The organism is Bacillus paramycoides, assembly GCF_038971285.1.
In the GTDB taxonomy this organism is placed as follows: domain Bacteria; phylum Bacillota; class Bacilli; order Bacillales; family Bacillaceae_G; genus Bacillus_A.
The window spans coordinates 4,850,019-4,872,546 of record NZ_CP152427.1 but is presented as its reverse complement, the minus strand read 5'-3'; the positions used below and the strand labels follow the sequence as shown (position 1 = coordinate 4,872,546).

At 36.0% G+C, this 22,528-nt stretch carries 17 protein-coding genes, 1 pseudogene, 1 riboswitch and 1 other annotated feature; of the genes and pseudogenes, 12 read left to right on the top strand and 6 right to left on the bottom strand.

The window, feature by feature from the left end:
- Positions 1 to 17: 17 nt before the first annotated feature.
- Positions 18 to 374: a fluoride efflux transporter CrcB gene (gene crcB / locus AAG068_RS25460; protein ID WP_342716269.1), complete on the bottom strand. Its 357-nt coding sequence runs from the start codon at positions 372 to 374 to the stop codon at positions 18 to 20.
- Entirely contained in the window at positions 371 to 775 is a 405-nt protein-coding gene (crcB, locus tag AAG068_RS25455) for a fluoride efflux transporter CrcB (RefSeq protein ID WP_342719817.1), read from the bottom strand. Before crcB (AAG068_RS25455) ends, crcB (AAG068_RS25460) begins: the two co-directional genes overlap by 4 nt.
- 54 nt (positions 776 to 829) lie before the next feature.
- A riboswitch (Fluoride riboswitch) is annotated at positions 830 to 889 on the bottom strand.
- 218 nt (positions 890 to 1,107) lie between these two features.
- Here crcB (AAG068_RS25455) and AAG068_RS25450 point away from each other — a divergent pair.
- The 5 genes from AAG068_RS25450 (at position 1,108) to tyrS (ending at position 7,193) form a co-directional block, all read left to right on the top strand.
- A complete protein-coding gene (locus AAG068_RS25450; protein WP_342716268.1) occupies positions 1,108 to 2,166 on the top strand; it encodes an endonuclease/exonuclease/phosphatase family protein in 1,059 nt (352 codons plus the stop codon).
- A gap of 27 nt (positions 2,167 to 2,193) precedes the next feature.
- Positions 2,194 to 3,696 carry a DUF4077 domain-containing protein gene (locus AAG068_RS25445; RefSeq protein ID WP_342716267.1) on the top strand — a complete coding sequence of 501 codons (1,503 nt, stop codon included), beginning with the start codon at positions 2,194 to 2,196 and terminating at the stop codon, positions 3,694 to 3,696.
- Between the two features lie 166 nt (positions 3,697 to 3,862).
- Entirely contained in the window at positions 3,863 to 4,258 is a 396-nt protein-coding gene (locus AAG068_RS25440; RefSeq protein WP_142337544.1) for an SET domain-containing protein, read from the top strand.
- 390 nt (positions 4,259 to 4,648) lie between these two features.
- A complete protein-coding gene (murB, locus tag AAG068_RS25435) occupies positions 4,649 to 5,566 on the top strand; it encodes a UDP-N-acetylmuramate dehydrogenase (protein WP_062921880.1) in 918 nt (305 codons plus the stop codon).
- A gap of 96 nt (positions 5,567 to 5,662) precedes the next feature.
- Positions 5,663 to 5,878, top strand: a binding site (T-box leader).
- Between the two features lie 52 nt (positions 5,879 to 5,930).
- A complete protein-coding gene (gene tyrS / locus AAG068_RS25430; protein WP_342716266.1) occupies positions 5,931 to 7,193 on the top strand; it encodes a tyrosine--tRNA ligase in 1,263 nt (420 codons plus the stop codon).
- 190 nt (positions 7,194 to 7,383) lie between these two features.
- On the opposite strand, the gene AAG068_RS25425 is transcribed toward tyrS, so the two are convergent.
- From AAG068_RS25425 to AAG068_RS25415, 3 genes are all read right to left on the bottom strand, one after another.
- On the bottom strand, positions 7,384 to 8,562 hold the full coding sequence (locus tag AAG068_RS25425; protein ID WP_342716265.1) for an NAD(P)/FAD-dependent oxidoreductase: 1,179 nt from the start codon (positions 8,560 to 8,562) through the stop codon (positions 7,384 to 7,386).
- Positions 8,563 to 8,606: 44 nt separating this feature from the next.
- Complete coding sequence (locus AAG068_RS25420) at positions 8,607 to 9,047, bottom strand: DUF1641 domain-containing protein (RefSeq protein ID WP_001115309.1); 441 nt, start codon at positions 9,045 to 9,047, stop codon at positions 8,607 to 8,609.
- A gap of 428 nt (positions 9,048 to 9,475) precedes the next feature.
- Positions 9,476 to 9,823, bottom strand: coding sequence for a winged helix-turn-helix transcriptional regulator (locus AAG068_RS25415; protein ID WP_000760478.1), 348 nt, complete (start codon positions 9,821 to 9,823; stop codon positions 9,476 to 9,478).
- Between the two features lie 392 nt (positions 9,824 to 10,215).
- Here AAG068_RS25415 and AAG068_RS25410 point away from each other — a divergent pair, with 392 nt between their 5' ends.
- The 4 genes and pseudogenes from AAG068_RS25410 to AAG068_RS25395 form a co-directional block, all read left to right on the top strand.
- Positions 10,216 to 11,379, top strand: a complete 1,164-nt coding sequence (locus tag AAG068_RS25410) for an MFS transporter (RefSeq protein ID WP_342719816.1) — start codon at positions 10,216 to 10,218, stop codon at positions 11,377 to 11,379.
- Positions 11,380 to 11,394: 15 nt separating this feature from the next.
- Entirely contained in the window at positions 11,395 to 12,234 is an 840-nt protein-coding gene (locus AAG068_RS25405; protein ID WP_428845978.1) for an aldo/keto reductase, read from the top strand.
- Positions 12,235 to 12,358: 124 nt separating this feature from the next.
- Positions 12,359 to 13,276: a thioester domain-containing protein gene (locus AAG068_RS25400; protein WP_342716258.1), complete on the top strand. Its 918-nt coding sequence runs from the start codon at positions 12,359 to 12,361 to the stop codon at positions 13,274 to 13,276.
- Positions 13,277 to 14,001: 725 nt separating this feature from the next.
- A pseudogene (locus AAG068_RS25395) lies at positions 14,002 to 16,584 on the top strand (M60 family metallopeptidase); the annotation flags it as partial.
- 55 nt (positions 16,585 to 16,639) lie between these two features.
- Here AAG068_RS25395 and AAG068_RS25390 read toward each other — a convergent pair.
- Complete coding sequence (locus tag AAG068_RS25390; protein ID WP_342716257.1) at positions 16,640 to 17,278, bottom strand: NAD(P)-dependent oxidoreductase; 639 nt, start codon at positions 17,276 to 17,278, stop codon at positions 16,640 to 16,642.
- Positions 17,279 to 17,578: 300 nt separating this feature from the next.
- Between AAG068_RS25390 and AAG068_RS25385 the strand changes: the two genes are divergently transcribed.
- The 3 genes from AAG068_RS25385 to AAG068_RS25375 all read left to right on the top strand — a co-directional run bounded on the left by AAG068_RS25385 (position 17,579) and on the right by AAG068_RS25375 (position 22,260).
- Positions 17,579 to 19,009, top strand: a complete 1,431-nt coding sequence (locus AAG068_RS25385; RefSeq protein ID WP_342716256.1) for an alanine/glycine:cation symporter family protein — start codon at positions 17,579 to 17,581, stop codon at positions 19,007 to 19,009.
- A 333-nt stretch (positions 19,010 to 19,342) separates the two neighbouring features.
- Complete coding sequence (locus AAG068_RS25380) at positions 19,343 to 20,782, top strand: alanine/glycine:cation symporter family protein (protein ID WP_342716255.1); 1,440 nt, start codon at positions 19,343 to 19,345, stop codon at positions 20,780 to 20,782.
- Between the two features lie 296 nt (positions 20,783 to 21,078).
- Complete coding sequence (locus AAG068_RS25375) at positions 21,079 to 22,260, top strand: NupC/NupG family nucleoside CNT transporter (protein ID WP_342716254.1); 1,182 nt, start codon at positions 21,079 to 21,081, stop codon at positions 22,258 to 22,260.
- The last annotated feature ends 268 nt before the right edge of the window (positions 22,261 to 22,528 follow it).

Here is a 22,528-nt window from a genome sequence, read left to right as displayed (position 1 = left end):
AGAGTCGCTTTCTTTCTTTATATTCCGCCTAGTTTCATTCCAAGGAATGCGAAGAGGATACCGATTATGTAAGTAGTGCTTACGTATAAAAGGAGTGTGCTACATTTTTTTAGATTGAGAAGCTGAACAGATTCTAATTTAAACGTCGAAAATGTAGTGAAGGCACCCATAAATCCAGTCCCTAATAATAATTGCCAACTTGTAGAGACCCCGTTGCCAATTATATATCCGAGTAAAAATGCACCTGTTATATTAATGAGAAATGTAGCAATTGGAAAGGAAGTTTTATTTCTTTTTTTAAACCAATTGCTAATTGCAAATCGTGTAATAGCACCGAAAAAACCGCCTATTGCTACTAATAAAGCTTCCATCATAAGTGATCACCATCCGTAAGATGTTTCTTAATTAAGAAATCACCTAGTGTATAGCCAAGAGCAGACATAATGAGGCCACCGATTATGCTGCATGATACATATAGCAAAGCCGTACTCCATTCAGAATGATGGATTAATTGCACAGTTTCTACACTGAATGTCGAAAATGTCGTAAAGGAACCGATAAATCCAGTTCCAATGCCTGTGATAATCTCTGAAGAAAAGATATTTCTCCGAGCGATATACGTAGTTAGCCAAGCTAATAAGAAGCAGCCAGCTAAGTTAATAAGTAATGTAGCTAATGGAAATGAATGATGCCATGAAGTATGAATGGTAAGGCCTAAATAATAACGAGAGAGGGCTCCTAATATACCGGCAATACCAACGATAATATAAATCAATTTTCTCACCTCTTTAAATAGCTTGCTCAAAAAAATAGACTCCTACCAGTATGTATACTGGTAGGAGTCATTAGCTAAGCAGCGATTATGGCGAACTCCATCGCCTATGATTATTACATATAGTGTACTAAAAATTTTATTGAATTTCCAGTGAAGAAGTGGAGTCGTTTTGTATGTGTGTAATGGTTTAAGGGAGATGAATATGCTTATAAACTAAATATAGTGATATGAGGTTTTCAATGTGATAAAATATTTCTTATGTCTGTCATTCAGTTTTAGTTAACTGAAAATAAAGACAATTAAGTTTTGTGTTTTAGAAAAGGGGCGTTTATTTGAAGAAGTTATTAAAAATAGTACTTATATGTATTTTGATAGGAGCTTGCATTTTAGGTGGTTTTTTAGCGTATATGACAATTACAAAAGAACAGCCTGCTGATGTTATAAGTTTGAAGGTGGAAAATAATAAGGAGCGTGTATTAGCGTCTGAAAATGAGTTTAAAGTTACAACGTTTAATATTGGATATGGTGGATTAGATAAGGATCAAGATTTCTTTATGGATGGTGGAAAAGGATCTGGTTCAAGTAGTAAAGAGCAAACGGAAACGAACTTAAAGAATATGCTTTCGTTTTTACAAAATGAGAATAGTGATTTTGCGTTATTACAAGAAGTCGATATAAAATCAATGCGATCATTTGATGTGAATGAGCATGAGTTTTTGAAAAAAGGATTACCTGATTATGCTTCGTCGTTCGGAAAGAACTATGATACAAAATGGGTTCCCGTTCCAATTACAAGTCCAATGGGATATGCGGAGGCTGGATTAAGTACATTTTCTAAATATACAGTTCAAACAGCGAAGAGATTCCAGCTTCCTGGAATGGAGCCTTGGCCGAAGCGCTTATTCGATTTAGATCGAGCGATTGTTGAACATACAATCCCTGTTAATAATGGAAAGCATGTTAGACTTGTAAACTTACATTTGTCTGCATATGATGAAGGCGGGAAAATTAGAAAACAGCAAGTAGAGTATTTAAAAGAATATATGAACAAGCATTATAAAAATGGTGATTACGTAATAATGGGCGGAGATTGGAATCAATTAGTTTCAAATGCTCAGTTAAGTGATCCGAAGTTTGTGAAAGAGCGTCCGGAATGGTTAGTAGAGTTACCAAAGGACTTTACTGATGGTGGCTTTAAGTGGGCTGTAGATCCGTCTGTTATGACTGTGAGAGATGATGTGAAGAAATATGTGGAGGGTGAAAACTTCGTCACGATTATTGATGGCTTCATCGTTTCACCGAATGTGGAGATTGTAAATGTGCAAGGGAAAAATTTAAAGTTTGAAAATAGCGATCATAACCCAGTGAGTGCGGTATTTAAGCTGGAGTAATGAAGTGCAGAAGGTGGGACTTTATATATGGAGTGGTTAAAGGAAACTTGTTTTTCTAGCCTTGAGAAAGAATCACAGAAAAATCATTTATTGCTGTTTATTACGATTTGTAGTTTCTTCCTTGGGATAATCCTGATTGGGTATTACGGATATATTTTTAGACCGAGCGTACTACCGTTTTGGATTTGTGGTATGTCTGTAGTTGTATTTGGAACAAGCTTTACATTTATAAAAAGTATGGAATCAGTGTATAAATATATCATGACATTTATGTTGCTTATAATGTCTTTCATTATGATACAAGCATTTAATGAAAGCCCGGCTGTATTTCAAATGGTCTACTTTACACTAGCGGTTTCACTTATTTATTTAAGTGAACGTCTCGTTATCATTCTTGGCGGAGTAGCGGTTGTGATCACATTTGTTCTTTGTAGTTATTGGCCGGAGCAATTTTTTGCTTATACAGCCGCATCTGAAGCTGCAAACTTTGCAAGCTTGTTAGCGATCGTAACGATTGCTATGTGGGGCGTAACGAAGATTGGCTCTAATCTGTTAGCCCGCTTAAGTGATGAGAAGCAAGAAGTAATGAGGAAAGCTCAGGAGTTAGAAGAAACGCAAAGACTTATTGAGGAAACGGTTGTAAAACTAGATAGTAATTTCAATCATTTAAGACAAAATATGAATATATCGATGGAGTCGATGGGTGAAATTAATTTCGCTTTTGAAGAGGTGGCAGTTGGTACTCAATCACAATCAGAGATGATGCATCGTTCGGTAGAAGTATTGAATGAGATGGAGGGGAATATTGAACAAATCATTTCTCAAGTAAGAAATGCATCGATTCGTGTTGATGAAAGTTTAGAAATTTCAAAGGGTAGTGTACATACTTTGCGAAATTTTGAAGCGAATATGAAAAGTTTAAATGATGTTGTTTCACAATCAGGAATTATATTTAGAGATTTAATGATACAGTCGAAGCAAATTAATGAAATTGTAGATGTAATAACGAATATTTCAAGTCAGACGAGTTTGCTAGCTTTAAATGCAAATATTGAAGCGGCAAGAGCAGGTGAGCATGGAAAAGGGTTTGCTATTGTGGCGAATGAAGTATTAAAGCTGGCCGAAGAATCGAATCGTTCTGCGGGGAGAATTCAAGGTATTTTGAAGGAGTTTAGTAATCAAGCAAGTAAGGTAGAAGTGCAGGTAGAGAAATCAGAAAGAGTACAAGAAGAATGTAACGAAATGTTAGCAAGCGTTTTAACAAACGTAACGGATTTAGGAAAGTTTATTGATACAATCAATGATGTAATGAGAGAAATCGTTGGTCATCAAGAAAGTTTCCAAGTTAAAACGACGAATATCGTAAAGGATGTTACACATGCTTCTAATGTAATTCAGCAAACTTCTGCGGCTACGGAAGAAGTGTTAGCAAGTGTGGAAGAAGAAAAACATCGAAATGATACATCAGTGAAGACATTACATACTGTTAGTGAGCAAGTGAAGTTGTTAGAAGATATTTTAGAAAAGTAATATCGTTTCAAAAGGGCACACTATGTGTGCTCTTTTTTCATTTAAACGAATACTTGAGCGGAATTTAATTGCTTTTCTGTGCGTTTTCTGCCAAGCTTAAGGAGATAAAATTCAGCTAATAGCGGAATTAAAATACTTCAAAGAAAGAATTATATAGGTGACGCATATGATCGAAGTTAAGACTTCTGAACTTAGTGATGGAGAATTTAATAGAGGTGTATTTGCAACTCGTGATATTAAAAAAGGTGAGTTGATACACGCAGCACCAGTTATCTCTTATCCGAATGAACAGCATGAACACATTGAGAAAACGTTGCTTGCTGATTACGCATTTGAGTATGGGGTAAATCATACGGCAATCCTTTTAGGATACGGTATGTTATTTAATCATTCATATACACCGAATGCAACGTATGATATTGTCTTCGAGAACCATACGTTTAACTTCTTCGCTTATAAGGATATAAAAGCGGGAGAAGAAATCTTAATCAATTATAATGGTGAAGTTGATAATGACGAGCTGTTATGGTTTGATAAGGAAAAAGAAGAGAACGAAAAGTAATTTATAATAAGTGATGAAAGGGAGGCTTTTACATAGGTAAAAGCCTCCCTTTTTAGTGATGAAAATAAAGTAAATATTACAAAAAAATACCACTTTATTTTCGTATGATATAGTAAGATACTGAAGGATAGTGTGTTGAAAAAGTAATATATTTTACAAATTGTTGTCTTTCTGATGACATGTCAAGTTTAGTAGCTCATTTGGGTTGCTTTATTATGCAATATATATTTTAATATGAGTGGCACCTCTTATAAATTAAGAGGTTTATAGGTGTCTCGAATTGATTTTGGGTACACTGTATCCACCACTTTAGGTTCATTTCATGTATGTGGGGATATTATGGGCCCGTATAACGGGATAAAAAGAATATAGAAATAGAGGAATCGTAAAATGAATATGCAAGAGGTTTATGAATATTTAAGTACGGTATTGCCTGAAGGTCATGTGAAACAAGATGAAATGTTAAAGAATCATACGCATATTAAAGTTGGTGGAAAAGCAGATGTGTTCGTTGCACCGACAAATTATGATGAAATTCAAAAAGTTATTAAATATGCTAACAAATATAATATTCCAGTTACGTTTTTAGGAAATGGATCGAATGTCATTATTAAAGATGGTGGAATTCGCGGAATTACAGTAAGTTTAATTCATATTACAGGTGTTACTGTAACAGGAACGACGATTGTAGCACAGTGCGGTGCGGCAATTATTGATGTATCACGTATTGCATTAGATCATAATTTAACGGGTCTTGAGTTTGCTTGTGGTATTCCAGGTTCAGTTGGCGGAGCATTATATATGAATGCTGGTGCTTACGGCGGTGAAATTTCGTTTGTATTAACAGAAGCTGTCGTAATGACAGGTGATGGAGAGCTACGTACTTTGACGAAAGAAGCATTTGAATTTGGATATCGTAAGAGTGTATTTGCGAACAACCATTACATTATTCTTGAAGCGAGATTTGAACTTGAAGAAGGTGTACATGAAGAAATTAAAGCAAAAATGGATGATTTAACGTTCAAACGTGAGTCAAAACAGCCTCTAGAATATCCTTCATGTGGTAGCGTATTTAAGCGCCCACCAAATAACTTTGCTGGTAAACTAATTCAAGAATCAGGGCTACAAGGTAAGCGAATTGGCGGAGTGGAAGTTTCTCTAAAACACGCTGGATTTATGGTGAATGTTGATAACGGAACAGCACAAGATTACATCGATTTAATTCACTTCGTACAAAAGACTGTTGAAGAGAAATTTGGCGTGAAGTTAGAGCGAGAAGTAAGAATTATTGGAGAAGATAAAGAATAAACTCTACGTATGAAACTGTGAATTATTTTAAAATAATATTTGGGTATTGTTGACAATTTGTTTGCGATTCAATATAATGGCTAATAATTTAACAAATAACATACGTTGAAAGAGCCCAGTAGCAGTTTGTCACTGTTAACGAGAGAGCTAGGGGTTGCTGGAACCTAGCACAAACAAACTTGCGAATTACACTCTGGAGTATCTTAGGTAATGCTAAGCGGATTGGCAATCGATATTATTGCTAAGAGTGGTATGAGTAGCTATGCTATTTATACAAACTGGGTGGTAACACGGTGAATAATCGTCCCTATGTCATAGACATAGGGATTTTTTGTTTTCAAAAAAATAGAGGGGATGACAAAAGATGAACATTATTGATGAATTAGAATGGCGCGGTGCCATTAATCAACAGACAGATGAAGAAGGTTTACGTAAGCTAGTAGAAGAGAAAAAGATTTCACTATACTGCGGAGTTGATCCGACTGGTGATAGTATGCATATCGGACATTTGATTCCGTTTATGATGATGAAGAGATTCCAGTTAGCTGGTCATCATCCAGTTATTTTAATCGGCGGGGCAACAGGAACAATTGGTGATCCGAGCGGACGTCAATCAGAACGTCAACTTCAAACGTTAGAAGTAGTGCAGCATAACGTGGATGCGTTAACAGCGCAAATGAAAAAGCTGTTTGATTTTGGCGGAAATAGCGAAGTGAAGATGGTAAATAACTACGACTGGACACATGAAATAAACATTATCGAATTTTTACGTGATTACGGAAAAAACTTTAGCATCAATAGCATGTTAGCGAAGGACATTGTAGCAAGTCGTTTAGATACAGGAATTTCTTTCACAGAATTTACGTACCAAATCTTGCAAGCGATGGACTTCCATCATTTATACACGAAAGAAGATGTTCAACTGCAAATTGGTGGTAGTGACCAATGGGGAAATATTACGAGTGGGTTAGACTTAATTCGTAAGTTAGAAGGACACGAAGCGAAGGTATTCGGATTAACGATTCCGTTATTGTTGAAATCAGATGGTACGAAGTTTGGTAAATCAGCAGGTGGTGCGGTTTGGCTTGATCCTGAAAAAACAACACCATTTGAATTTTACCAGTTCTGGGTAAATACAGATGACCGTGATGTCGTTAAATACTTGAAATACTTTACGTTCTTAACGAAAGAGCGCATCGATGAATTGGCAGTGAAGGTAGAAACGGAGCCTCATAAACGTGAAGCGCAAAAAGTATTAGCGGAAGAAATGACGAAATTTGTTCATGGAGAAGAGGCATTCCTGCAAGCTGTGAAAATTACCGCAGCATTATTTAGCGGAGATATTAAATCGTTAACAGCCGATGAAATTGAGCAAGGCTTTAAAGAAATGCCAACATTCCAGTCTTCAAAAGAGACGAAAAATATCGTAGAATGGCTAGTCGATTTAGGAATTGAACCATCTAGACGACAAGCACGTGAGGATATTAATAACGGAGCTATTTCTATGAATGGTGAAAAAGTAACGGATGTAGATACGGATGTGACTGTAGAAAATTCATTTGATGGACGATTTATTATTATTCGTAAAGGGAAGAAGAACTACAGCTTAGTGAAGTTAGGAGAATAATTTGTGTGAAAGGATGGGAGTAGAAAGAATACTTCCATCCTTTCATATACACAATTTAGACATAAAATAATCAGTAAATTTAGATAATTAAAAGGGTTATATTATTCTTCTGCCGAATAAATAAGTTAGAGGAAATTACGGACTAAAAAAGCCCGAACCATGCTGGGCATGATTCGGGCTTATAATCAGATTAGTAAGCTAAGCTGAATAGACCTTTAATGTGTGATAAGTAACGAACGTTACTTGCTTCTTTCATTAATGATGCTGGTAAGCCTTTAAGTGGAGTATTGCTTGCTCCGATTGTAGCAACAGCATCTTTACGTCCTAGACTAGCAAGTGTTCCAGAGTTTACAGGTGCGAACTCTTCGAATGCTTTGCCTTTTAGTGCAGCGTATAAGTTGTATCCAATTAACTCACCCATTTGCCAAGCGATTTGTGCAGTTGGTGGGTATGGACGTCCGTCTGGAGCGAAGACAACAGCGCTGTCTCCAGCAACGAATACGTTTTTGTGAGAAGTAGATTGTAGGTATGCATCAACTGTTGCACGACCACGGTTTACTTCAAGACCTGATTCACCGATTAGTGGGTTACCTTGAACGCCACCTGTCCAAACGAATGTGTTAGCAACAAGTTTTTGACCATCTTTTAAGTCGATTTCGTTGCCAGCAACGTTTGTTACAGGAAGACCTGTTAAGAATGTAACGCCGCGTGCTTCTAGGCTAGTAGTTGCACGTTCGATTAAGTGGTCTGGTAATACTGGAAGGATTTTTGGACCTGCTTCCACAAGAAGAAGTTTAACTTCTTTTGGATTTACGCCGTGGCTTTTTGCAAGTTTAGGCATAATGTCAGCAAGCTCACCAACTAGCTCAACGCCAGTTAATCCGCCACCACCGATTACGATTGTAGCATCAGCTTCGTTTTTCGTTTTCGCGTATTCACGAATACGGTCTTCAACGTGTTTGTAGATTTTGTTTGCATCAGCAGCAGATTTTAATACCATGCTGTTTTCTTCTAGTCCTGGAATACCGAAGTAAGCAGTTTTACTTCCTAAAGCAACTACAAGTGCATCGTAAGATAAAGTAGTGCCGCCAGCTAGTTTGATTTCTTTGCTATCAACTGAGAATGACTCAACTGTTGCAATTTTAAGATCGATATCTTTACCTTTGAAAAGCTTTGTAAGTGGCATTGCAATTGCTTGCTCAGACACGTTACCAGCTGCAAGGCGGTGTAATTCAGTGATGATTTGGTGTGTTGGGTATTGGTTAATCACTGTAACTTGTGCTTCTGATTTGCTGTAATATTTACGTACGTTTAAAGCGGCAAGAAGACCGCCATAACCAGCGCCTAAGATGACAATTTGTTTTGACATAGTATGATATCCCCCGTCTTTACTAATTGTTGTTATAAGTTAAATTATTTATTGTTACGTTCTGCACTAATTTGAAGATATGCGTTCACAAAGCGGAACATTTTTTGTGCTTGTGGATCTTTTAGTAATTTTAACAGACCGAATAGGCCGATAACTTCGTTGCTTTCGTCAGCACGATCTTTCGCTTCGATTGCAGTTGCAGCCATGCTTTTCACTGTATCTTTTACAGGTTCTACAAGCTCTGTAATTGCACCAACAGTGTCGCTTTTTAATACTTCATCAGTAGCAACAGTTTGAGCGAAGTCATAAGACTTAGTTAAAATGTTAACAAGCTCAGTTAATTTTGGAAGCTGTTCTACTAGTGTTGTTAATGATTCTTGTACCTCAGGTTTTAACAACTGATCAAGTACATCAAGTTGTCCTTGGCTAGCAGAAATTTGTACAGTTTCTTGTTCTGGCTTTGTTTGAGTCATAGTTTCTGGCATCTCCAATTCTCCTTTACGATAGCAATACTCTTATTTTTGATAGGTAAGATAGTAAACGCTTGCGAAACTTTATACAAAGTTTCACAAAACACAATAAAATGCCTTTAAATTTATGGCAGCAAACAAGCTAGCATAAATCTAAAACCATATTTTCTTACCTATTATTTATGAACTGTCCGATACATGGCTTGTCCGCATAATGGAAAAGCTCCGTTACCGGAAAGTGTATATAATATATATCCTATATTATATACTATATACACCTATGTTAACATAAAAATGATTCCTAATTATTTGATATTGAGTGTATAACGTAGTGCTGACAAGGTATGAAAGCGTATAAAATATTTTGTTCCAGTTAGAAATGTACATATATATAAAGAAAAAAAGGAAAAAATGAACAAATTCATGTTCGTTTTTTCCTTTTTTTATTGTTCACCTTCTGTTATTAGCATCGATGTGTTACCGCTTTTTTCAAGATGGCATTCGCCCCAAGTACAAAGGGAATCAAGAATGGATTCTAAAGACCAACCGTAGTCTGTAAGGGAATATTCTACTTTCGGTGGTACTTGATTGTATACCTTTCTTTGAATAACTCCATCTTCTTCTAGTTCGCGTAATTGCTGCGTTAACATTTTCTGTGTAATACCAGGCATGAGACGTTTTAATTCACTCGTTCTCTTTGTACCTTTCGTTAAGTGGCAAAGAATAACGACTTTCCATTTTCCACCGATAACCTCTAAAGTTGCTTCAACGGGAATGTTATATTTCTTCATATTAAAATCTCCTTTGATGAATGTAGATGTCAGTTCTCCAACAAAAGAAGCTAAATCATTTAAATGTTACTAAAAAGTACCTATAGCACTTTAAAGTACGTACTTTTTATCATGTTGAATATGTTCCATAATAGCATATGTAAGAGGGAAATGAGTAGTACGGTACTAAAAAGTACCTATGTTACTTTTAGGTACCTATCGTACTTTTAAGTGCGTTCTTCAAAAAAAGAGTGAAGCCATTCATAATAGCATATATGAGCAGTAAATTTATTTTTGTAGAAGAAAAAAGGCCTTTTTTCATACTATTATGATTGGATTTCTAGCATTAAGGAGGAGTTCAATTGAATTCATATACAGTATCTTCTTCGGCAGTACAGACGAATCGGAGAAGTATGTTTGCTTTATTAGCACTAGCCATTAGTGCGTTTGGAATTGGTACAACCGAATTTATTAGTGTCGGTTTATTACCATCTATTTCAGAGGATTTACATGTTTCTGTTACAACAGCGGGTTTAACCGTTTCTTTATATGCGTTAGGAGTAGCGTTCGGTGCCCCAGTATTAACGTCATTAACAGCTAGTATGTCGCGAAAGACGTTATTAATGTGGATTATGATTATTTTCATTATTGGTAATGGAATTGCGGCGGTGGCAACAAGTTTTACTGTGTTACTTATCGCGAGGGTTGTATCTGCGTTTGCGCACGGCGTTTTTATGTCGATAGGATCCACCATTGCGGCTGCGCTTGTACCAGAGAATAAACGTGCGAGTGCAATTGCATTTATGTTTACTGGTTTAACCGTTGCGACCATTACAGGTGTACCGATTGGAACGTTTATCGGTCAACAATTTGGCTGGAGAGCTTCATTTATGGTAATTGTGGCAATTGGGATCGTTGCTTTCATCGCCAACAGTATGCTAATTCCTTCTAACTTAAAAAAAGGTACGTCTGTATCATTTCGCGATCAATTTAAGTTGATTACGAATGGAAGACTATTACTTGTATTTATTATTACTGCATTAGGATACGGGGGAACATTCGTAACATTTACGTATTTATCCCCGCTATTACAAGAAGTAACAGGATTTAAAGCAAGTACCGTTACAATTATTTTGTTAGTGTACGGAATCGCCATTGCAATAGGGAATATGATCGGCGGAAAATTATCAAATCATAATCCGATTCGAGCATTATTTTACATGTTCTTTATTCAAGCAATTGTATTATTTGTTTTCACATTTACAGCGCCGTTTCAAGTCGCTGGACTCATCACAATTATTTTTATGGGACTATTCGCATTTATGAATGTTCCAGGGCTACAAGTGTATGTCGTTATATTGGCTGAAAGATTTGTACCTAGCGCTGTTGATGTGGCATCCGCGATTAACATTGCAGCGTTTAATGCGGGAATCGCTCTCGGTGCTTATTTAGGAGGCATTGTTACGAACTCGTTAGGATTAATTCATACAGCTTGGGTAGGCGGGATTATGGTAGTGGGCGCTGTTATTTTAACAGCGTGGAGTATGATGTTAGAAAAAAGAAATCAAGTAAAATAAGGGAGAGAAAATATAATGAAAAATTTACAAAGTACAGCAACATTGCATAACGGTGTAGAAATGCCTTGGTTCGGTTTAGGTGTTTTTAAAGTAGAAGATGGACCAGAACTTGTAGAAGCTGTGAAATCTGCGATTAAAGCAGGATACCGTAGTATCGATACAGCTGCGATTTATGGAAATGAGAAAGCTGTAGGAGAAGGAATTCGCGCAGGTATAAAAGAAGCAGGCATTTCTCGTGAAGATTTATTCATTACTTCAAAAGTGTGGAATTCGGATCAAGGATATGAAACGACACTTGCTGCATATGAAGAAAGCTTAAAAAAATTAGAGCTAGATTATTTGGATTTATATCTTGTTCATTGGCCTGTAGAAGGGAAATATAAAGATACGTGGAGAGCGTTAGAAACACTTTATAAAGAAAAACGCGTACGTGCAATTGGCGTAAGTAACTTCCAAATCCATCATCTGCAAGACGTGTTAGCAGATGCAGAAATGAAACCGATGATTAACCAAGTGGAATATCACCCTCGTTTAACGCAAAAAGAATTACAAGCGTTCTGTAAAGAGCAAGGTATTCAAATGGAAGCATGGTCACCACTTATGCAAGGTCAATTGTTAGATAACGAAACATTGCAAGAAATTGCTCATAAGTATGGTAAAACGACAGCTCAAATCATTTTACGCTGGGACCTTCAAAATGAAGTTGTAACAATTCCGAAGTCAACGAAAGAACACCGAATCATTGCAAATGCCGATATATTTAATTTCGAATTAACGAAAGAAGATATGGAGAAAATCGACGCGTTAAACGAAAATCACCGCGTTGGTCCAGACCCTGATAACTTCGATTTCTAAACATATAGTGGAGAAGAAGAGTGCAAACAGTTTGCACTCTTTTTTGTTTTGTTTATGCATAAAAATTTTTTCTAACTAAATACTACTTATTAGTAAATTTGTTATTTCATAAGGGGCTGTAAACATGAATATAAAGCAATCGTTCAAACTTTTGGCTGTTTTTTTAAGTGTTTTATTTGTGTTATTTCCGCTGCAAAAAGCATTCGCGGAAGTTATGGATCATACAAAGTATCAGATGGATTGGAGTTATAGTAAGTCAAAGAAGAAACCAATTCGAACAGAGCTTATTAAAACAGCAGATGGTAAAATTGCCTTTTGCTTAAATGTAGATTTGAAATCTCCGAGTGGTCAAGATTTACCAGAAATGGGAAAAGTGGATATTAATGTGTACCGTGTACTATTGAATGGATATCCACAAAAGAGTCCACAAGAATTAGGTGTTTCTGATTGGAGAGAAGCACATTATGCAACGCAGCTTGCAGTATGGAATGCATTAAAACAAATCGAGATTAATGATTTAGATTTTCGTAATAAAAATGTAGAAAAGCTAACGAAAGAGATTGTTGCAAAAGCAAATGCTAGTGAAGAATTACAAGAAATTACGATGAGTGTCATACCATCAGAAGAACAAGAAGCAGTATTGAAAAATGATTTCTTTGAAACAGGTTTATATACAGTAGAAACAAACGCAAAAAGCGGAACGTATAAAGTGCAAGCAACAGGTGCACCAGCGGGCGCGAAGTTTGTAAATGAAAAAGGCGAAGCAAAAACGGAATTTAATGTAGGAGAAAAATTCCGCATCTTAATTCCGAAACAAACACCAGCTGGTGGATTTAGCTTTAAAGTATTAGGGAATTTAACAAAGTTACAAGGGATTGCACATAAAGGTACACCAACAATTCAAAATGCAGTCGTATTACTTGAGCGCAGTGAAGAAAAAACAAGTCCGGAGTTATCGGTAAGTTGGAAAACAACAAATGGTCATGATAATAATAAACCACATACTCCAAATGAACCACATCAACCGAATCAAAAGAGATAACGAAAAAGCATTGGCTTGTGCCAGTGCTTTTTTATATGAATGGTAAAGTTATATTAGAAAATTTATCCCGCATTAATGGGCAGTAAGACCCTCACCTCAAAATTCAGCGGAAGCAAAGAAATTAGGTGGGGGGATCAACTGCCCGTAAAAGCCCGATTGGTTCAACTAATAATCAGTGGGGGATGAACAAAACCCCCACTGATTAAAGTTTCACTTTATATTCGGAATGAAAACACTGTTAATACAGTGTGAACTTTATTTCGAAATAATATAAATATACTAAAATCCAAACGTTACAATTAATAGATTGTATTCACAAAATTGTAACATGATTCTGATTGAAAAGGCTATCAAACGAAGTAGAAAGCGTGTAGAATTCAGTTGGAAAAACTACCTATAGATGGTTATATATGAAGAAAATGTAAGATTCTATTATTATTCGCAACTTTAGATGTATAGATGACAATACTGAAATATATCTTTTGCTATTCTCTTTTTATGTAGAGAGAACTCGTCACAAATAGAGAGAAGTGAGGAGAATACAGTACATAAAAATTTTTATTAATGTAGGAAAGCGAATACATGGAGAGAAATGTGGTAGTAAATGATACAGGTGCGCGAGGTGTTAGTCTATTCATTAAATGTCTTTATAAAAATAATAGGATTCCTTGTTAAATGAATATATAGGATGTCTTTTCTAAATAAAGGAACAGGGGACACAGATTATGTCGAAGAAAAAGAAGAGTAGGGTATTAGTGGCTGGAATATGTATATCTACATTATTATCGCCAGTAGCTTTCGAAGCATCGAAAGGATATGCAGCACCTTTGGAAGAAAATAAAGGTGGGAAATTAGAAGAGGTTAAAGAGAATAAATTTGAGCAGAGAGTATTTCAGTTGCCGGGGAAAGGTAGTGTGGAAGAAGAAAATAAACGCTTAAGAGTTACTTGGAAACTTGCTGCTAATGAGCCGACTGGAATTTATGCGGCACCAAATGAAGAGATTACAATTGACATAAAAGGAACGCAGAATATTCAAGCTTTCATAGGAACGAGATCTTATGATGAGAAGGATCCAGAAGAGTTTGATTTAAAACCAGGGAAAAATGTTATTTCATCTCCAAGAGGCGGTATTTTATATTTTTATAATATGAATAACGAAGGGGTAGTAACAGCTTCCGTTACGAATGGTGGTAGCCATTTTCCTTTATTTATTTTAGGTAAGCACACGAAAAAAGACTGGGATGAAATGTTAAAAAAATATGAGAATCCTTATGCAGTTGAATTAAAAGGTGAGAGAAGCTTAACTACTACTACTTACGATTCTGTGCAGAAATATATTAAGAATACAGATCCAACAGATTTAATGAATTTGCATGATAAGATTATCCGTTTAGAAAACACAGTGGCAGGTTTATCTGAGGACGGTGTTGGGGTTGCAAAATCTCCAACTCATTATGTTCAGTTTGTTGAAAAAAGGAAGCCTGCTAAAGGGAACTTTATGTTTGCGACAAATTATCATACAGGATATATCCCTACGGCAATGAATAGAGTTTTAGATATAGAAGTGCTTGAAAAGGATGGATGGGGACCATGGCATGAAGTTGGACATTTACATCAGCAAGAACCTTGGAAGTGGTCTAAAGTAAGGGAAGTCACAGTAAATATTTACTCATTAGCTGTTCAAAAGGCGTTAGGGAATCAATTAGAAATGGATGAACACTATAAAAATTCATTTGAGTATTTAGAGAAGCCTAAAGCAGAAAGATTCATTGATGACATTAATCCTCTTACAATGTTTTGGCAATTAAATGTAGTGTATGGAGAACATTTCTATCCTAGGTTACATCAAGCTTATCGTTTGTTACCACAGAGTGAAATGCCTCATTCTGATGAAGAGAAAAAGCAAATGTTTGTTTATATGACATCAAAAGTGGCAGGGCAAAATTTAATTCCTTTCTTTGAGGAATGGGGATTAACGCCAAATGATGATATTAGAGAGAAAATAGAAAAATTAAAGTTACCTAAATTAGAAAAGGAAATCTGGAAAGCTACAGGTAGTAATGATATTCGTGAGAAGCAAGTTGAACCGTATAAGGTTCCATATGGTGAACCTGCTAATGAGGTGCAAAACCTTTTAGTTGGTACAGATTCTGACGAGAATGAAGCAAGTAAACTTGTTCGAAATTTAGGTGAGAATGTAAAAGTAACAGGAAAGATTGTATGGCCTAAATTAGAGAATGGGAAACAGGAAGTGTTAGTAGAAATTGAGGATGAGAAAGGAAATAAAAATTCAATTCCTGTCCAAGTTAACGGAGTTTATGATGACAGTATAGTTTTTCAAGGATTTTCAGATGATGTAATGTCGACAGTGACACTTCACCACAATGAGAAGAAATTAAATGCAAACTTTACTAATAATGAAATACATTACCGTTTTGAAAAAGAAGAATATATGGGCTTAACGCTATACGATCGAAATGGGATTGAAAAGAAACGTGTATCAGCAGAAGGACAAGAAACGGGAAAAAGATTTGCGATGGAACTAAATGAATTGGATTTTGAATATGGTGATGTAGTAAAAGTATTCCATGCAGAACCAGGCCGTTTGAAGTGGTACAAAAATAACGCACTTGTAGATCAAGGGAAAGCTAAAAATAAAAAAGGAAAATTATTCCAAATTACTCAACAAGGGTTCGAATTAAAAGATAGTTTACAAGAAGTCACGGAGAAACCGCAAAAAGTAGTAGTAGGAACAGACGTTGAAAAGTTAGACGCGAAAAACTTTGTTGAAGTAAAAGGTGGAGAAGTAGTTGGATTTGTGGAAAAACCGAATACAACAAAAATCGGTGAACAAAAAGTAAAAGTAGAAACGAAAGATCGTTTTGGAAATAAGAAAGTGACGGAAGTACCAGTAGAAGTAACATATGGAGATAGCATTGTATACCAAGGGCTTAGTAATGTTGTTCGTTCTATTGTAACGTTAAATCATGATGATAAGAAACTACATGTAACGTCTACAGATGAACAAATTCATAGCTACTTTAAAAATGAATTATATATGGGAATTACGTTATACGATCAAAATGGAACTGAGAAAAAGCATGTAACGGCAGAAGGGCAAGAGACTTCAAAGAATTTCGCTGAGCAAGTAAATGGAACTCCATTTGAGTATGGAGATGTTATTAAAGTGTATCATGCGGAACCGAGTCGTCTAAAATGGTATAAAAAGAGTAAATTAGAAGAGCAGTTAGCTTCAACAGAAGTTTCATTTAAGGTTACTCAAAGTGGATTAGAACAAGTAAAGGGAACTTTATAATAAAAAACGCGCATAGATAGTGTATCTATGCGCGTTTTTCTTTTTATTATTCAGCCTCAGAAACAACTGTGAAGCGTTCGTTTACGTGTTTTGGATTTTCGATTTCATCAAGTGCTGCTACTGCGAAGTCTTCGTAACTTACGTAGCTATCACCTTTTGAGTTCACAAGAAGGTTGTCTTTACCAGCTGTATAAGAACCAGTGCGTTTTCCTAATGCGAATAGTGCAGAAGGGCTGATGAATGTCCAAGTGATGTCATTTGTTTGTTGTAAGATTTCTAAGTTTTTACCTTGGTTTTGAGCAGTTGCAAGGTATTCGCCCGGGAAACCTGGCGTCTCAAATACACGTGTTGTTTTCTCTTCGTCTACAAATAAGCTTCCAGCGCCGCCAACTACAAGTAATTTTGTATTTGGTGCACCTTTCATCGCTTCAATTAGTACGTTTCCTGCATCTACGTGAAGGTGTTCTTCGCCTGCTGGAGCGCCGAATGCATTTACAACTACGTCAAATGCCTGTAGGTCATTAGATGTAAGAGAGAATACATCTTTCTCTAAAACTTTTACGTTTTCTTCTGTAATTTTTGCAGCGTTTCTTACGATTGCAGTTACTTCATGTCCGCGATCTAATGCTTCTTTTAAAATACGACTTCCTGCTTTACCAGTTGCTCCGATGATTCCGATTTTCATAATAAATCCCTCCAAATTGTTTTCTTAAAGTGTATATCTGAAAGTAAATGAATTTGATGTAATTAGGTTTGTTACAACCTGATGTAATCATTATAGTTACAGGTTGATACTTTTGTCAATGGGGTAGTTTGTAGATTTATTTTTTGTTTTAGTATGCACAGTTAGAGGGAGGGGAGTCATAAAGATATTGTCGCTTCTTTCCAGTCTAATATTTGGAAAATAGAAATTGTCGAAAAATGTTGATTTTTAAATGTTTTTTAAATATAATTCGTTTTATGGAGAAAAGGAGGGGTTAATTGTATGAATATTTTGGAACAATTTGTTTCGTCAACGAATACAATTCTTTGGTCATATATTCTTATTGCAATGTTAATTGGTTTAGGTCTTTATTTTTCTATTAAATTGAAATTCGTACAAATTACTCATTTAGGGGAAATGGTTCGACTAATGAGTGATGGATTAACTGGAAAGACGCGTAAAAAAGGTAGTGTATCTTCTTTCCAAGCGTTCTGTATGAGTTCAGCAGCGCGTATTGGAATCGGTAACTTAGCTGGTGTAGCGTTAGCTATTTCTATGGGAGGACCTGGCGCGGTATTTTGGATGTGGGTGATTGCGATTATCGGAGCGTCTTCAAGCTTCGTAGAAAGTACGCTTGCGCAAATTTATAAAGTAAAAGATGGCAGTGGCTTCCGTGGTGGTCCTGCTTATTATATGGAAAAAGGTTTAAATAAACGTTGGATGGGAATTTGGTTCTCTATCCTTATTACAATTAGTTATGGTTTAATTTTTAACTCAGTACAAGCGAATACAGTAACATTAGCGTTTGAAAATGCATTTGGTTTAGAGCGTTATATTGTTGGTATTGCATTAGCTGCATTAGTTGCGGTTATTATTTTTGGTGGTGTAAAAAGCATTGCACGTATGTCTGAAATGATTGTTCCGCCAATGGCGCTTATTTATATTGCAGTAGCAATTTTCGTTGTTATTAAAAATTATTATTTAATACCGGATATGTTTACAGAAATCTTTAAAGGTGCATTTGGTTTAGATTCAGCTGTAGGTGGCGGTATCGGTGCTGCAATGAAATATGGTATTCAGCGTGGATTATTCGCGAACGAAGCAGGTATGGGTAGTGCGCCGAACGCGGCAGCGACAGCTGATGTAACGCATCCAGCAAAACAAGGTTTTATTCAAACAATTGGAGTGTTAGTGGATACATTCTTAGTATGTACATCAACAGCATTTATCGTACTATGTTCTGGTGCATATAAAGCAACAAATTTAGAAGGTATTGAATTAACACAAATGGCGCTAAGTTCACAAATTGGCTCTTGGGCAAGTAGCTTCTTAGCGATTATTATTTTCTTATTCGCTTTCAGTTCACTTCTAGGAAACTACTATTATGGTGAAACGAATATTGAATTCATTAAACAAAGTAAAACTTGGTTAACGATTTACCGTATTGCGGTAGTTGGAATGGTATTATTCGGTTCTGTTGCTACACTTCAAGTTGTATGGAACATGGCGGATTTATTTATGGGACTAATGGTAATCACAAACTTAATCGCGATTACACTTCTTGGCCGATTTGCATATGCTGCTTTGGCAGACTATGTAAGGCAAAAGAAACAAGGAAAAGATCCAGTGTTCAGTGCAGATTCTATTCCTGGTTTAACGAATACAGAGTGTTGGGATAAGCCAGTGGTAACAGATAAAGAAAAAGCAGTGTAATGAAAAGGCGAGCGTCGAGGTAAATTCGATGCTCGTCTTTTTTTGTTGTAGTAAATGATGAAAAGGGTGAGGGGAAATTATTAATATAATTTTGTTTGTTCATTATTCTCGTGATTTGTAGAGAATGCACTGTCTAAAAAGTAGGACTGATCGAATGGGATGAGTGATTGAGTGTTGGATACATGCGTGTACTGGTTATATTTTTATGTAAAAATACACGCGTGTTAAGAAGTTTGACGTGTTCGTGTCATAAAACCTAACATAAAATTCTTGATTACTAAAAGTTTTTAGAATATAATTTTCTTATTGTTAGGAAGAGGGGGCAATGCAATTATGGATTTTTTAGCTAAGGTAATTGGGGATATAAATAATGTCCTTTGGTCATATATCATTATTGCGATGTTAATTGGGTTAGGACTTTACTTTTCGTTTCGTGTGAAATTTGTCCAAGTTCGTTACTTCGGTGAAATGATTCGATTGCTTGGGGATGGGGCAAGTTCGAAAACGAGGAAAGCACAAAAAGAGAAGAGTGGTGTATCATCGTTCCAGGCTTTTTGTATGAGTACAGCTTCTCGTGTAGGTACTGGTAACTTAGCTGGTGTAGCTATCGCAATTTCAGCAGGTGGACCAGGAGCAGTATTTTGGATGTGGTTAATCGCGGTAATTGGGGGTGCTTCTGCATTTGTAGAGAGCACATTAGCGCAAATTTATAAAGTAAAAGATGGGAATACGTTCCGTGGTGGTCCAGCGTATTATATGGAAAAAGGTTTGAATAAGCGCTGGCTTGGAGCTATTTTCTCTGTATTAATAACAGTAAGTTTCGGATTAATTTTTAACGCTGTACAATCTAATACTGTAGCAGCTGCTTTTGATGGGGCATTCAAAACAGATAGTAGATTAGTCGGTCTTGTAATGGCTGGTTTACTTGCAGTTATTATTTTCGGCGGAGTAAAACGTATTGCTCGTGCGGTTGAAATGATCGTTCCGGTAATGGCGATTATTTATGTAGCAGTGGCATTATTCGTTGTTGTAACAAACATTACGGCAATTCCGTATGTATTTAAAGAAATTTTCTTACATGCTTTCGGAATTAAAGAAGTAGTAGGTGGGGGATTAGGAGCTGCGATTTTACTAGGAGTAAAACGCGGATTATTCTCAAATGAAGCAGGTATGGGTAGTGCGCCGAACGCAGCTGCGACTGCAAACGTAACGCACCCAGTTAAACAAGGTTTCATTCAAACTTTAGGGGTATTTACAGATACATTATTAATTTGTAGTTGTACAGCATTTATTATTCTTTTATCAGATGTGCATAATGCAGCTGATCTAAATGGTATTCAATTAACGCAGCAAGCATTAAGCCAACATATCGGACCGTGGGCGTCTATATTTGTAGCAGTTGCAATCTTCTTGTTTGCATTTAGTTCATTAGTAGGTAACTACTACTATGGTGAAACGAATATTGAATTCTTAAATGGAAGTAAAGTGTTATTAACGGCATACCGCATTGCTGTACTTGGTATGGTTATGTTAGGATCTGTAGCAACAATTCAAATCGTTTGGGATGTAGCTGATTTATTCATGGGTATTATGGCTGTTATTAACTTAGTTGCAATTGTATTCCTTTCTAAGTATGCTTTTGCGGCATTATCAGATTACGTAAAGCAAAAGAAACAAGGAAAAGATCCGGTATTCTATGCGAATTCTATTCCAGGCCTGAAAAATACAGAGTGCTGGGAAGAGAAAGTAGCTGATAAAGAAAAAGCAGTATAATGAGATGAGCATCAAGTGAAACTTGATGCTCATTTTTTTGTTTTATCTAGATATTTGTTGGTAGTAAAAGACGAACATTCATGAGTGTTTTATAAGAAAATGTAATTTTTTTAAGAAAAGTGCGGATATGAGTTGTGATTTGTGTTAGAATGGAAAATGCCTTTGAAACATGAGGTTTTATGATATTTCTTATCCGATTGAAGATTTTGGAGGAGAAATGGAAAGTTCGGATTATTTCTTGTTTTAAGTGGTCAGACGTTCAACGTTAATGAAGAGTTAAATGGAGGATTTTATTAATGAAGTTTGTTATGTTTCTTGTAGGATTACTCGTTGTATTTTCACTCGGTTTTCTTATAAGCTCCGATCGAAAGAAGATTAAGTATAAACCAATCGCAATCATGCTTGTTATTCAGTTAGCATTAACTTATTTCTTATTAAATACGCAAGTTGGTTATATTTTAGTAAAAGGAATTTCAGATGGATTTGGCGCGCTGCTTGGATACGCGGAAGCTGGAATCGTTTTTGTATTTGGTGGCCTTGTTAATAAAGGAGAGGTTTCATTCTTCTTAACAGCACTATTACCAATCGTATTCTTTGCCGTTTTAATTGGAATTCTGCAACACTTTAAAATTTTACCGATAATTATTCGTGCTATTGGTACGTTGTTAAGTAAAGTAAATGGTCTAGGAAAACTAGAATCATATAACGCAGTAGCAGCTGCCATTGTTGGGCAAGCGGAAGTATTTATTACAGTAAAAGATCAATTAAGTAAAATCCCAAAACATCGTTTATATACATTATGTGCATCTTCCATGTCTACAGTATCAATGTCAATCGTAGGTTCTTATATGAAAATGATCGAACCGAAATATGTAGTAACAGCACTTGTATTAAATTTATTTAGTGGTTTCATTATTATTCATATTATTAACCCGTACGATATTACAGAAGAAGAAGATACACTGAAATTAGAAAATAAGAAAAAACAATCATTCTTTGAAATGCTAAGTGAATATATTATGCTTGGCTTCACAATCGCAATTACAGTAGCAGCGATGTTACTTGGTTTCGTAGCATTAATTACAGCAATTAATAGCTTGTTTGATTCCATGTTCGGCATTACATTCCAAGCTATTTTAGGATATATTTTCTCACCATTAGCATTCGTAATGGGGATCCCGCAAGCAGAGATGGTAACAGCGGGACAAATTATGGCAACAAAATTAGTATCAAACGAGTTCGTTGCGATGCTTGATCTTGGAAAAGTAGCTGGTGATTTATCAACTCGTACAGTTGGCATTCTTTCTGTATTCCTTGTATCATTTGCGAACTTCTCATCAATCGGAATTATCGCAGGTGCAACAAAAGGTATCGATGAAAACCAATCAAATGTTGTATCATCATTCGGCCTACGCCTTGTATACGGTGCGACATTAGTAAGTATTCTATCAGCGATTATCGTTGGTGTTATGTTATAAAGTGAAACTTTAATCAGTGGGGGCTTTATCCCCCGCTGATTATCAGCCCTCACCAATCGGGCTTTTACGGGCAGTTAATCACCCACCTAATTTCTTTGTTTTCGCTGAATTTTGAGGTGGGGGTCTTACTGCCCGTTAAAGCGGGGTAAAAAAAAGATGGTCCTAGCTTATAGCTAGGGCTTTTTTTATGGTAAATTTGCATGAAAAATCCAATTTATTAGGAATATATTAACATATAAAAATCTTTTAAAATTTATATTGCATTTCA